At 38.7% G+C, this 13,208-nt stretch carries 9 protein-coding genes and 1 pseudogene; 6 read left to right on the top strand and 4 right to left on the bottom strand.

Going from position 1 to position 13,208, the window contains the following annotated elements:
* Positions 1 to 33 precede the first annotated feature (33 nt).
* Positions 34 to 912: a cation diffusion facilitator family transporter gene (locus C3B73_RS04615; protein WP_020403975.1), complete on the top strand. Its 879-nt coding sequence runs from the start codon at positions 34 to 36 to the stop codon at positions 910 to 912.
* A 19-nt stretch (positions 913 to 931) separates the two neighbouring features.
* Here the strand turns inward: C3B73_RS04615 and merA are convergent, their stop codons facing one another.
* The 3 genes from merA to C3B73_RS04600 are packed head-to-tail and all read right to left on the bottom strand — an operon-like array spanning position 932 to position 3,577.
* Positions 932 to 2,569 carry a mercury(II) reductase gene (gene merA, locus C3B73_RS04610; RefSeq protein ID WP_103664464.1) on the bottom strand — a complete coding sequence of 546 codons (1,638 nt, stop codon included), beginning with the start codon at positions 2,567 to 2,569 and terminating at the stop codon, positions 932 to 934.
* A 4-nt stretch (positions 2,570 to 2,573) separates the two neighbouring features.
* On the bottom strand, positions 2,574 to 3,200 hold the full coding sequence (gene merTP / locus C3B73_RS04605; protein ID WP_198597274.1) for a mercuric transport protein MerTP: 627 nt from the start codon (positions 3,198 to 3,200) through the stop codon (positions 2,574 to 2,576).
* Complete coding sequence (locus C3B73_RS04600; protein ID WP_020403978.1) at positions 3,197 to 3,577, bottom strand: ArsR/SmtB family transcription factor; 381 nt, start codon at positions 3,575 to 3,577, stop codon at positions 3,197 to 3,199. The genes merTP and C3B73_RS04600 overlap by 4 nt, the downstream gene beginning before the upstream one ends.
* A gap of 272 nt (positions 3,578 to 3,849) precedes the next feature.
* Here C3B73_RS04600 and C3B73_RS04595 point away from each other — a divergent pair.
* The 3 genes and pseudogenes from C3B73_RS04595 (at position 3,850) to C3B73_RS04585 (ending at position 8,605) form a co-directional block, all read left to right on the top strand.
* Positions 3,850 to 7,098 (top strand): annotated as a pseudogene (locus C3B73_RS04595) (type ISP restriction/modification enzyme).
* A 16-nt stretch (positions 7,099 to 7,114) separates the two neighbouring features.
* Positions 7,115 to 7,669 carry a hypothetical protein gene (locus C3B73_RS04590; protein ID WP_103664463.1) on the top strand — a complete coding sequence of 185 codons (555 nt, stop codon included), beginning with the start codon at positions 7,115 to 7,117 and terminating at the stop codon, positions 7,667 to 7,669.
* 12 nt (positions 7,670 to 7,681) lie between these two features.
* The gene (locus C3B73_RS04585) at positions 7,682 to 8,605 is read left to right on the top strand and encodes a toll/interleukin-1 receptor domain-containing protein (RefSeq protein WP_103664462.1); all 924 of its coding nucleotides are present in this window, start codon (positions 7,682 to 7,684) and stop codon (positions 8,603 to 8,605) included.
* 455 nt (positions 8,606 to 9,060) lie between these two features.
* Here C3B73_RS04585 and C3B73_RS04575 read toward each other — a convergent pair whose 3' ends face one another.
* Positions 9,061 to 10,518: an ATP-binding protein gene (locus tag C3B73_RS04575; RefSeq protein WP_103664460.1), complete on the bottom strand. Its 1,458-nt coding sequence runs from the start codon at positions 10,516 to 10,518 to the stop codon at positions 9,061 to 9,063.
* A 1,107-nt stretch (positions 10,519 to 11,625) separates the two neighbouring features.
* Between C3B73_RS04575 and C3B73_RS04565 the strand changes: the two genes are divergently transcribed.
* Both C3B73_RS04565 and C3B73_RS04560 read left to right on the top strand, forming a co-directional pair.
* Entirely contained in the window at positions 11,626 to 12,489 is an 864-nt protein-coding gene (locus C3B73_RS04565; RefSeq protein ID WP_103664458.1) for a ComEC/Rec2 family competence protein, read from the top strand.
* A gap of 45 nt (positions 12,490 to 12,534) precedes the next feature.
* Positions 12,535 to 13,188, top strand: a complete 654-nt coding sequence (locus tag C3B73_RS04560) for an IS1595 family transposase (protein WP_103663931.1) — start codon at positions 12,535 to 12,537, stop codon at positions 13,186 to 13,188.
* Positions 13,189 to 13,208: the final 20 nt, after the last annotated feature.

Here is a 13,208-nt window from a genome sequence, read left to right as displayed (position 1 = left end):
ATTCTTATTGACAAAAAATAAACCCCAACCAACATGTCACACGATCATTCACACGAACACGAGCATGGAAACATCAAACTCGCCTTTTTTCTCAATTTTGGATTCACCATTCTTGAATTTTTTGGAGGTATGTATGTAAACAGTGTGGCCATTATCTCCGATGCCCTGCACGATTTGGGAGATAGTCTATCCTTAGGACTCTCCTGGTTTTTGGATCATAAATCTAAAGAAGGAGCAAATTCATCCTTCACCTTTGGTTATACCCGGTTCTCGCTGCTTGGTGCTTTGATTAACAGCTTGGTACTGATCGCTGGATCTGTCTTTGTGATCAATGAAGCGGTTGCCAGAATTTTATCGCCGGAACATACCGATGCTCAGGGAATGCTTCTTTTTGCCATCGTGGGGGTGGCAGTGAATGGGTACGCTGCATGGAAGGTGAGTCATGGCAAAACCCTTAATGAACGAGTTATTTCCTGGCACCTGTTGGAAGATGTATTGGGTTGGGCCGCCGTTCTTGTAGTGTCTATTGTATTACTTTTCAAAGACATTCATTATTTAGATCCTGCACTGTCTCTCTTTATTACTGCCTATGTACTTTGGAATGTGGTAAAACGATTGAAGGAAACCCTACACATTTTCTTACAGGGAACTCCGGATGATATAAGCATTGATGAACTGCGAGAAAAATTCCTCGAGCAAGATATAGTGGCCGATACCAATCACCTGCACTTATGGTCGCTGGATGGAGAAAAGCATGTGTTTACTGCTCACCTCATTCTTAAAAATGTAGAAAGCTATTCAGACATTCTGGAAGCCAAAAAGAAAATTCGTGATATTCTTAAACCTTACAACTTCAGCCACAGCACGATTGAAGTGGAGCTGGATGAGGGAACTTCATCTTTGATTGAGTGAAACGGTTATTGATACTCTTTTAAACCGCACAGCAGCTCAATTTCTTCACGTCTTTGTCGAAAGTGAGAGCCGCAAGTTTAATTCCTTCAGAAAGGGTCAGATAGGGATGAAATTCTGACTTGAGCGACTGAATGGTTACCCCATGCCTCATAGCCAGAGCCAGTTCCATCAATAGTTCCGAGCCCTCCGGTGCCAAAATGCGAGCTCCAATCAAGTGGTCATTATCTTTGTTTCGGATTAACTTGATAAAACCACGTGTATCTCTCGCAGCAATGGATCGGGGTACATTATCCAGCGTAAGTTTAGTTGCTTGATAGTTAAGTCCCGCTTCTTCCGCTTGCTGTTCGTCCATACCCACTCCGGCCACCTGTGGATCAGTGAAAATAACCCATGGTAAGACTGAAAAATCGGCTTTTCCATGACTATCTCTCATCGCATTTTCAGCAGCGATTTTTCCTTCATAAGCAGCCGTATATACAAACTGCCGTTCGCCAAGTACATCGCCGGCGGCAAAGATGTTGGATGTATTGGTTCGCATGGTTTCATCCACTGGAATATAGCCGCGACCTTCGGTGTCAATCCCTGCGGATTCAAGATTCAGGTTCCCTGTATTTCCCTGCCTGCCGGTAGCGACCAATATCTGATCAGCTTCAAGTTTTTTTTCCTCTCCATTTACCGTAAAACGGATGCTTCTATTTTTATCTGTTTTCGTTACTTCCAGAATGTCTGTATTCGTCAAAATGGTTAATCCTTCCTCTTCCAAATATCCCGTTAAGGCTGTTGCAAGCTCTTTGGGTTGATCACTTAATACATGTTCTGATCGCTGTAATACAGTCACCTTGCTTCCAAGCCGACTAAAGAGTTGAGCATTTTCAAGAGCAATATATCCGCCGCCAAGTATGACGAGCTCTTCCGGAAGTTCCTCAAGTTCATAGGCCGACTCATTGGTCAGATATCCCGCTCCTTTCAGTCCTGGTATTTCAGGAATAAACGGGGAAGCTCCTGTGGCAATCAAAATGTTTTCGGCGGTATAGGTTGAATTATTTACCTGAACCTGATTTGTTTGAATTAACTTTCCGTACCCCTCAATAAGGGTGATGCTTGGATCATCCTTTATCACATTCACATATTTTTCCTGGCGAAGATCACGAACCATCTCCCGTTTTTGCTCAATCACTTTTTTGAAATCACTAATGGTTGCCGTGGTTTCAATCCCTTCAAATCTCGGATGGGAAGCATTGTGAAAGGCTTCTGCTGTTCGGATCAGTGTTTTGGAAGGCACGCACCCCACATTTACACAGGTTCCACCGGTTGGCAGACCTTTATTGATAATCAGTGCGGTTCCTCCCAATTCACTGGTTCGGATAGCCGCAGCAAAAGCAGCCGAACCGCCCCCGATAATAATCAACGAGTAACGGTGTTCACCAGACTGCTCTTTTCCGGTTTCGCCAACTACCTGATACTTACCCGTCTCATTTACGGCTTCAATCACTGAAGCTTTATCAAGGGTGGATTCATCAAATGATACCGTAGCCGTTCCGTTGGGGTAGCTTACATCCGCCTTCTGTATTCCGTTTAGTTTGGATAGATTATTTTCAATAGACACGGCGCAATGATCACACGTCATGCCCGCTATGTCCAGTTCCAGTTCTTTCATCCTATTATTCGTTTTCTTGCTCTTGTTGAAGGTTGGCTGTAAATCCGGTCTTATTGATCGCATCCTGAAGTTCTTTTTCCGTGAGCTTCGTTTTCAAATACGAAATAGTAGCCGTTCCGCTGTCGTAGGATACCTCGGACTCAACAATTCCATCCAGTTTACCCAACTCATTTTTTACACTGGCTTCACACCCAGCGCAGGTCATGCCCTCCACATTAAAGGTTACATGTTCTACATCTGCCTCGGAAACATATTGTACTTGAGTGGGTTGAGCGTCAGAGAAAAACCAATGAGAGTAGTTTGGAAAAGCCAACAAAAGTGCCGCCACTACGGTTACGATGCCAAGAAACGATTTAGACTGGGTGAAACGGGCTTCTTCAGGATCACATTCACAGTCGATTTCTTTTGAGGGCTTCAGTTTTTGATACCATGCGAACCCAAGTAAAAGAACAGTCAACCCAATTAAATAAGGTCGAAATGGGTCCATGAATGAAAACGTAGAGGCGATACCACTTGTGCCTGCCAGAATAGCCAGCACCGGAGTGATGCAGCAAAGGGAGGCGATAAATGCAACTCCGAGTCCCGCACCCAGCCATTTGGTATCAGAATTATTTTTCTGTTGCTTGTTCATGCGGCTAATACCTCCATAATGGTATTGTTTTCAATTTGGTTGAAAAGTGGTTTCAAAAGATCGTCATAAGGTTTTTGCAGGGAATAGAAAATGAGCTTTCCCTCTCTTCTTGAATCTAAAAGTCCGGCGTCTTTCAATTTTCGCAGGTGTTGTGATACCGCCGGTACGGTCATATCTAAAATATCGCTCAAATCGCACGGGCATAAATCTTTCTCCGTGCTCAACAAGAACAGGATTTTCAGGCGTACATCATTTCCGGCCAGTTTCAATATGTCGGATAGTTTTAAGATGGATGATTCTACCGCATGGATAGAATCAATGCAGCGGTTGATCTGGTTCAGATCGGCTACATCTCGAATACAGGATTGTTTGCTCATAGGAATTATTATTTAAGTGATTGCTTAAATATATAGTCAATGAAACGTTTAAGCAAATGATTAAATGAGGAAGTAAGTTAGGTACATACCCGTGTCTAAGGGCGGTTACTTATAAAAAAATTCGGAATTATTGAGTGAGATTATAGTATCCAAAGGCGTGATCATATATTGAATAAAGGAAACGTTGTTTATAGCCATCATTGGCAGGAAGAAATTACATTGTCTTTGAGCACTGATTTTGTTAGCCTAAGCGCCAACCAAATTGTTTATCTATGACCATTCAGGAATACGTTGATCAGTTAAATCTAAGATATAAATCAGGCATTTCGAGGGAACACAGTTATCGGGGCGATTTGCAAACGTTGCTTGGGGAGCTGTTGCCGGATCTGCTTATAACCAATGAACCCTCACGAACAGATGTTGGAGCCCCCGACTATATCCTTACTAAAGGCAAAATTCCCGTTGGATACATTGAAGCCAAAGATATAGGCGATCCGGATCTTGAGGGTATGAAGAGGAATAAGGAGCAGTTTGAACGCTACAAAACCGGTCTTCCTAATCTGATCTTTACTGATTATCTCAATTTCCGTGTATATCGGGATGGAGAATTCCTGACATCCGTTGCTATTGCTGAAATCAAAGACGGTAGCATCGTTGGGTTGACTGAGAACTACAACGAGTTTGAAAACATCATCAAAGATTTTGGGACACATGTGGGGCAAACCATCCGCAGTGCCAATAAGCTGTCGAAGATGATGGCCGGTAAAGCCCGAATCCTCGCTGATGTTATTGAAAAAGCCCTGAATGCCGATGAACAAAAGCAGAAAAACAAAGTAAACGAGACGGCTAATAATACCCTGCGGGAACAACTTGCTGCATTTCAGAATGTGCTAATTCATGATATCAGCGCTAAGGAATTTGCAGATATCTATGCACAGACCATTGCTTACGGTATGTTTGCTGCTCGATTACACGATTCGACTTTAGATACCTTTGATCGACATGAGGCAGCTGCGCTTATTCCAAAAACCAATCCTTTTCTTCGTAAGCTTTTCCAATACATAGCCGGTTATGACTTGGATGATCGTATCACATGGGTGGTAGATGGATTAGCTGATATTTTCAGAGCTACCGATGTTGATGGCCTTCTCAAGAATTTTGGCAAAGCTACTCAGCAATAAGATCCCATCATACATTTTTATGAAACTTTCCTGGCTGAATATGATCCCAAGCTTCGAAAAAGCCGTGGAGTCTGGTACACACCGGAGCCAGTGGTAAACTTTATTGTACGAGCGGTGGATGACATTCTGAAAGACGAATTTGGACTGAAAGACGGACTGGCCGATACCTCTAAAACAAAAGTGAAGGTAAAAGTACCCACGCACGACAAACGACATAAAGGCGGTATGGTGGAAGAGGAACGGGAAGTCCATAAAGTGCAGATTCTGGACCCGGCAGCTGGAACCGGAACCTTTTTAGCTGAAGTGATCAAACAAATTCATTCCAAGTTTGAAGGACAGCAAGGCATTTGGGCTACCTATGTGGAAGAACACCTGATTCCCCGTCTGAACGGATTTGAAATTTTAATGGCCAGTTATGCTATGGCTCACCTGAAGCTGGATTTACTATTACGGGAAACCGGCATGGAACCAAGCGGCAGTGAACGCTTTCGGGTGTATCTGACCAACTCCCTGGAAGAACACCACCCAGACACAGGAACCCTCTTTGCCGGTTGGCTAAGTGAGGAAGCCAATGAGGCGAATTATATTAAGAGAGATACACCAGTAATGGTTGTGCTGGGAAATCCGCCATATAGTGGGATTTCTTCAAACATGGGCGAATGGATTTCAGAGCTTATTGAGGATTATAAATATATAGATGGTGAACATTTTGGAGAACGAAAACATTGGCTCCATGATGATTATGTGAAGTTTATTCGATATGGACAGCATTTTGTGGAAAAGAATGGCGAAGGTGTTTTAGCCTATATCAATAATCATAGTTTTTTGGATAATCCTACTTTTCGAGGGATGAGGTGGCAGCTTTTAAAAACGTTTGATAAAATTTATATCGTTGATTTACACGGTAATTCTATAAGGAAAGAAACTACTCCAGATGGGAGTAAAGATGAAAATGTCTTTGACATCACAGCGGGAGTTTCACTTAATCTCTTTATAAAAACTAAAACTGGGGATAAAGATGAACTAGCTGATGTTTTAGAATTTAATCTCTGGGGTAAAAGAAATAGCAAATATGAGTTTTTGAATGATCAATCAATTCAAAATATTGATTTTGAAAAGGTCGAATTCAGTTCACCATATTACTTTTTTAAGAAAAAAGATGTAGGTACACGAAAGAAATATGAAGATGGATTTAAATTGTCTGAACTATTTTTAGATAACTCCATGGGAATAACTTCAGCAAGAGATTTTTTTGTGATAGATTCTAAAAAAGAATCACTTATACAACGGTTAAATACATTTTTTGATAGTGAATATACAGACTCTGAAATACGCGAAAAGTTTTTTGGCCATAAAAGTACTGGGAAATACTTAAAAGGTGATACAAGGGGCTGGAAGTTAGCAGAAGCACGTAAAAAAGCTGCGCAAAATGACCCGAATAAGATTATTCAAAAAATTGATTATAGAGTATTTGACCAAAGATACATAGCATATTCACCAGATTTGGTAGATTGGGGAAGAGAGGAAATTATGGATCATTTGATTAGAGATAATTTTGCCCTAAATCTATCACGTGTCGGAAGGGATATTGATGCTCATAACTATTTTATCACAAATACAATTACTGATAAAAGCGTTACTTCTTCATTAGACAATACAAATACTTTTCCGCTCTACCTCTACCCCGATGAGAGCTCCCAACAAACTCTTGATGGCAAACCAGAGCGTACACCAAATTTAGATAAGAAGATCGTTCAAGAAATAGCGAAGAAACTAGGGCTGAAGTTTATACCGGAGAAGGAAGAAACAGAAGACACCTTTGCCCCCATTGATCTGCTCGATTATATCTATGCCGTATTGCATTCCCCAAGCTACCGGGAGAAGTACAAAGAGTTTCTGAAAATCGACTTTCCAAGGGTACCTTACCCAGAAGATCCCGAGCTCTTCTGGCGACTCGTAGAACTAGGCGGAGAGCTGCGCCAAATTCACTTACTGGAGCATCCAGTTGTAGAAGAATTTATAACCACCTATCCCATTGCAGGAAGCAATGTAATTTCCAACCGGCTTACAAAGACTGATCCGGGGTTTATTCCGGAAGACGATGATGAAACGACCGGCAAAGTGTGGATTAACGAAGAACAGTATTTCGGCAATGTGCCGAAAAAAGCTTGGGAGTTCTACATCGGAGGCTATCAACCCGCCGAAAAATGGCTCAAAGACCGCCGAGATCGAGAGCTCTCCATTGAAGAGATACAACACTACCAAAAGATCATTGTAGCTCTCATGGAGACCGACCGGTTGATGCAGGAGATTGATGGTGTGTTTGAATTGAACTTATAAAGTTAAAGAAGTATTTATGGACGAATCAAAATCCGATGATAAAATTCTTTATAATCTTTCGCTAAGTGTAGATCGAGATAATTATTTTCGTCGAACTTGTAGTTCTTGTGGTAGAGATTTTAAAACAAAATATGACGAGTCTGATTTGGCATGGACTATTGCACCTCAAATACAGCGCATGGGCTTAGAAATTGGTGATTCGCCAGATACTATCGATGAAAGAGAAAATATTTTTTGTCCATACTGCGAACATAGTGCTGATACAAGCGAAATGTTGTCTGAGGATGTATCACAATATATAAAGCGACATATATTAAGAGAGTTTATTCTACCCATGACAAATAAAATGTTTTCTGGACTGGAAAATATGGGGACAAATAAAGGTGGGTTTATAAACATTGAAACTACATATACAAGATCTATGTACCCTCCACGACCGATTCATGGCCCTGAACAAGCAGACATGAAAATTATTGAATTTTTATGTTGTAATAAAAGAGCCAAAATTTCTGAAAAATGGAATTTAATTGATAGATGTGTATTCTGTGGTACAAAAGTAACCTTAGTATGAAACTAATACGATATGCAAAGTAACTTATCTAAAACTGATATTAACGACTCTCTTCGTCATTTTAAAAACAGGCGGGATGATTTACTTCATGAGGACTCAGCAACGTTTGATCATTATTTAGAACGTTTTCTCGATTTTTGCAAAAGCGACCTACTTGTTCAAAAAGTACTTAATCCATTAGATCAGAAATATACAGTCGATGCAGATGGATGGTGGGAAGAGGTGAAAAAAAGGAACGGTAGCATGGAATTCCCCCAAAATCTGGATGAAGAACTTCTTCTTCGTTATAAAATTCTTGAAAGCTTACCTGACAGATCAAATGATATATATTTTTTGCCTGCAAAGGGCAGTAAAAAAGACGATTATTTAGACTATATAAAAAATGTAATAGCTCGTCCATTTGCTGTTGAACTAACCCATCGACTAGGTGATGTTGCGGATCTTGCTTCTCCAGAAGCACGTATGCAACAAGCAGTACCTTTAAATAGGATTCCCAAAAAAAATAAAATTAAAGTTTTTTTAAGTCATAAATCAGTTGATAAACCTCTTGTAAAACGTTTTTATAATGCCCTTAAAGTTTCTGGTTTTGATCCATGGTTGGATGAACCAAATATGGCAGCGGGAACTAATCTTGAGAGAGAACTACTGAAGGGATTCGAGGAGTCATGTGCTGCTGTATTTTTTATCACAGAAAATTTCAAAGATGAAAAATATTTGGCTACAGAAGTTGACTATGCAATAATTCAAAAAAGGAAGAAAGAGAAAAAGTTTGCAATAATAACACTCAGATATTCAAATGCAGCACCGGTGCCAGGTCTATTAGACCCTTATATTTACAAAAATATTGAAAATGACTTGGAAGGCTTCTATGAACTTGTGCGTGCATTACCTATAGAATTAGGCCCTTTGAGATGGAAGAAAGAGGTGGTTGACTGAGTATTGAAACCTAAAATCATTTCTCTATACCGTAAGGCCCAATACAGGCTTAATAATATAAGGGCTGCCCATCAATCACTTACTCTCTTACTCTCCGACACGCTTATACTCAATCTCAAAACCTGGTGCTAAAAAAAGGAAGATGGTTCACAACCGTTATTTTAAACATTAATTAACGTTCACCTTCATCAGAAATCTCATAAACAAATTTGTAGTAAATTTTCGCCCACCATTCAAAATATTCTTCTTTATCAGTTTTGTGATAATAGGCAACGACACTTACTTTAAAATACCAAAACGCGATATATGTGTTATCTATATAATTTATTGTGGATAAGTTCCCCCAAATGTGGACAAGTGTTACATAACCGTTACATAAAAAAAGGCTTTCTAACACCTTTAAAACGGTGTTTGTGGGTGAATACCCTAGAATTGTTACATAAAGGTGACATAGATCAAGCCCAAAAGGGAATGTAACTGGCATCCCTTTTAGAGTTACTGGATGGATCAAAATCCTTAATAAGACCAGCTTCTATGGTATCAGAAATAATTCTAGAAGCCATGGGGTAATTCTTGTCCGAAATCTCAAACCTTTTTCTGAGGGATTTATTGGTCATCCTTTCACCGGAGAAGTGTTTGAGACACGTATGTTGATAACAAGCTCTTATTTTATCTTTCTTATCCATTTCATTCAAAGGCCGGTAAGCATAGAGTTTTGCAATGGTATGAAAGTCATCTACTAAAAAATCAGGTGGGGGCAATTGAAAGATCTCAACAGCATCTACAACCTTAATAATTCCACTACCGCGTTCCTCACAAATATTAAGCCTTCTCATAAATGAAGCCAGTTCTTCATTACGTGAGCGAGGTGTAGCACCAATAAATCTTAATGGGTCAACAAGAGGCTTCCCATTGTTTGTAATCTCAATTCTGTCATCAAAAATTTCGATCATTGGATTTGTTCCTTTCATCTCGAAATCCTGATGGATAATAGCGTTCGCCACAAGCTCACGAATAGCGATTTCGGGATACATTTTAACCTTGCTTCTCAAAGCTTGCCCAATCACTTCATTCTCAGGGAGTTGATCGTTTATCCATGAAATGAGTCCTTCAAAACCATTGGCGTATCCCTTAATACCATTCTGCTCTTTTATCGTATTCACTTTGTTTTTTCCATCATAGATAATCACCCGGATGGATTTTCTTTTTAGAGAAGGGAATTTATTCAATTGCTTTGCGAATAGAATCGCGCCCAGATTTGTTATAGAATATCTACCGCTATCAAAGGCCACCAAGTTTTCCTCTATAAGCTTATCAAGTATTCCACTCATATCAGCAGGAAGAGGAATGCTCATCATTTCAAAGAAAGCCGGATAGTCAATAAGTTGAAGTACTTCATTTCCCTCAAGATTGTCAGAAGCAATTTTACTCTCAAATGAAGCCTCAGGATGCCTTTTCCAAATTTTTCTTTCCTTTTCAGGATGATCTTCTAGTTTCTTTTTATATGAGCCAACACGAATAAATTTATCGTGGCGAAATCGAACAGGCTGATTTCTCGTTGCATCAATTTGAAATATGGAGATACTCTTTCCTTCATAATCAAATTCATAAATTTTAAAATCTATTTTGGGATACAGTTGGGTAGCCAACCAGTTTTCAAGCTCCTGGTTTCCTATTTTGGTACTTTTCGGATGGAAATCTGTTCCAACAATATCATGTGTTCCGTCTTCTATGCCATAAACCAAGTACCCGTATTTTTGGTTATGAAGGCATGCTGAATTTGAAAGAGCTGAAATGTATTCCCCTATTTGAGTTTCCTCAACATATCTTTTTTTAAACTCTACCCATTCACACTCTTTGGGTAGAGCAATAAGCCTTTCTAATAATTGTTTTTGTTCTGTACGTGATAACATGGTCCTTGCAAATATGTATCCGATGACGGATAGAAGTTACATTAAGTAAGAAAAAGAAACTGAATACTTTAACCTTTAGTAGATTTAAAAATTTCCTTTCGATGAATTCATCTCCAAAATATCATCCAGAAAAAGTTGGGATTTCATAGGTGAGCAACTAAATGCGTGATGATAAAACTAAAAGAAATGCCCCGTAGCTGCTATGAAATTAAATACGTTTCCCAAGTGGAACTTAGGACTTCGCAACATACAGGGCACTAGTTTAATGTACTGTTAACCTTAGATTTTGACAAGGTGTTATACTCTATTTTGATCTACACGTCAAATTTTGCTTCTCAGTAAGTATATATTCAGGATTAACAGCTCGTTAATAACGTATGTAAGATAATGGTTATTCGGAAGGAAATTTATAACATTATCGGCTGATGAAAAATGGGAAAAATGACCGAGCATCTTTACAGTTTCTGAAGTTATTTGCATATCAATCTCCAAAAATACGCATAACATTGAAAATTATGTGTTTACTTGCTTTTTTGGGGTTATTGGAATATCGTAGGATGTAATAACATGGCTTCTTTAATCTGTTCTAAACCACGATATATCAATTTACTAAACGTAATAAATGAAAGAACTCCTTAACAAAATATCATCATATAATTTATTCAACTACCTATTCCCAGGTGTAATTTTTAGTATGGTAATTAGCCGTTGGTCTGAAATCAATTTAATTCAAGATGATATTGTTACCGGATTATTTTTCTACTATTTCATAGGTTTAGTAATTAGTCGTTTCGGATCTCTAATAATTGAACCAATTTTAAAGTGGATAAATTTTGTCAAATTTGCGAATTATTCAGATTTCGTGAAAGCATCTAAAAAGGATCAAAAACTCGAAATTTTGTCGGAATCAAACAACATGTATAGAACACTGATTTCCTTATTTTTAATAATTTTGCTTTCGAAAATTTATTTAAAAATGACTACTAATTTGGGGTGGGGTCTTCAAACACATTTAGGGATCATCACGGTCAGCGTCTTAATTTTATTTCTTTTTTCTTATAGAAAACAGACCTCGTATATAACAAAACGAATTAAATCAGACTTAGAATGAGTACAATAAAATCTTTTTCCGTCGGAGATGGAGACATGTTTTATATAAAACATGGTTCAGATAATTTTACAATTATAGATTGTTGCTTATCTGATGAAAACAGAGAAGAAATTATTTCTGAGATAAAAAAGGAATCAAAACATAAGGGTATTACTCGTTTCATTTCTACTCATCCTGATGAAGATCACATTCAACAGCTTGATTATTTCGATGACGAAATTGAAATATTAAACTTTTATTGTGTCAAAAATGAAACTACAAAGTCTGTTGAAACAAACAGTTTTAAACGATACAAGTTACTTCATAACTCTTCTAAAAAATCATTCTATATAAGTAAAGGATGCAGTCGAAAATGGATGAATCAAGACGGTGATGGACGAGGGAGTTCTGGAATAAATATTTTGTGGCCAGATTTAAATGATAAAGATTTTAAGACGGCTCTTCAAAATGCCAAAGATGGGAATACTCCAAATAATATTTCATGTATTATAAAATACAGTTTAGAAGGTGGAGTAACTGCTATTTGGATGGGTGACCTTGAAAAAGATTTTATGGAAGAAATTAAAGATCGAGTGACTTTCCCGAAGGTAAATATATTGTTTGCGCCTCATCATGGCCGCAAAAGTGGTAAAGTACCTAAAGAATGGATTGATGCTATGGACCCTGATATAATTGTAATGGGAGAAGCTAATTCAAATGATTCAGACTATGCTTCATATCCAGATCATAATAAGATTCGACAAAACGGTGCAAAAGATATAATTTTTGAGTGTGTAAAAGGGAAAATTCACGTGTACTGTTCAAACAAAGATTATACCATTGACTTCTTGGAAAATGAAGGGAAATCAAGTTATGATTAGGGGCTGAAGTAGCTAAGACTTGAATAAGGTGCTAAATTAGTTACTATGTATGAACGCAAAAGTCGATTAACCCCACACCAACAAAGCCGGCTGATAGAACATTTTGTAGCAGGTACTACGGCCCGTGCAGCCTCGGAATTGATTGGTGTTCAAGCTAACACCGCTATACGGTTTTTTATGAGACTACGTCAACTCATTGCAAGTAAACTACCCAGTTATGAATTATCTGGGGAAGTGGAAGCCGATGAAAGCTATTTTGGAGGCAAGCGTAAAGGTAAGCGTGGCCGTGGATCTACCGGCAAAGTAGCTGTATTTGGATTACTTAAGCGTGGAGGTAAAGTGTACACGGCTATTATTCCGAATGCTAAAACAGAAACCTTGCTACCAATTATTCAACAGAATGTGCAGCCGGATAGTATTGTTTATACCGATACTTTTCGCTCCTACAATGCCCTGGATATCTCTGAGTTCCACCACATGCGAATTAACCACAGTGAACTCTTTGCAGATCAACTGAATCACATAAATGGAATAGAGAATTTCTGGAATCAAGCCAAGCGTCATATGCGCAAATTTAACGGCATCAAAGCAGATAATTTTTACTGGTTTTTAAAGGAATGTGAGTGGCGCTTCAACGGAGGCAATCATGCAGAGCTCTTAAAGCAATTAAAATCATGGTATAAGCAAACCAAACATTAACCCTTAGCTACTTCAGCCCC

The sequence above is a fragment of the Gracilimonas amylolytica genome, assembly GCF_002911695.1.
In the GTDB taxonomy this organism is placed as follows: domain Bacteria; phylum Bacteroidota; class Rhodothermia; order Balneolales; family Balneolaceae; genus Gracilimonas; species Gracilimonas amylolytica.
This window is presented reverse-complemented; position numbering and strand designations above follow the sequence as displayed.

Excerpts from the sequence above, each read along its gene's own strand:
- C3B73_RS04615 (WP_020403975.1), top strand. The coding sequence starts at position 34 with ATGTCACACGATCATTCACACGAACACGAGCATGGAAACATCAAACTC.
- merA (WP_103664464.1), bottom strand. The coding sequence starts at position 2,569 with ATGAAAGAACTGGAACTGGACATAGCGGGCATGACGTGTGATCATTGC.
- merTP (WP_198597274.1), bottom strand. The coding sequence starts at position 3,200 with ATGAACAAGCAACAGAAAAATAATTCTGATACCAAATGGCTGGGTGCG.
- C3B73_RS04600 (WP_020403978.1), bottom strand. The coding sequence starts at position 3,577 with ATGAGCAAACAATCCTGTATTCGAGATGTAGCCGATCTGAACCAGATC.
- C3B73_RS04590 (WP_103664463.1), top strand. The coding sequence starts at position 7,115 with ATGGACGAATCAAAATCCGATGATAAAATTCTTTATAATCTTTCGCTA.
- C3B73_RS04585 (WP_103664462.1), top strand. The coding sequence starts at position 7,682 with ATGCAAAGTAACTTATCTAAAACTGATATTAACGACTCTCTTCGTCAT.
- C3B73_RS04575 (WP_103664460.1), bottom strand. The coding sequence starts at position 10,518 with ATGTTATCACGTACAGAACAAAAACAATTATTAGAAAGGCTTATTGCT.
- C3B73_RS04565 (WP_103664458.1), top strand. The coding sequence starts at position 11,626 with ATGAGTACAATAAAATCTTTTTCCGTCGGAGATGGAGACATGTTTTAT.
- C3B73_RS04560 (WP_103663931.1), top strand. The coding sequence starts at position 12,535 with ATGTATGAACGCAAAAGTCGATTAACCCCACACCAACAAAGCCGGCTG.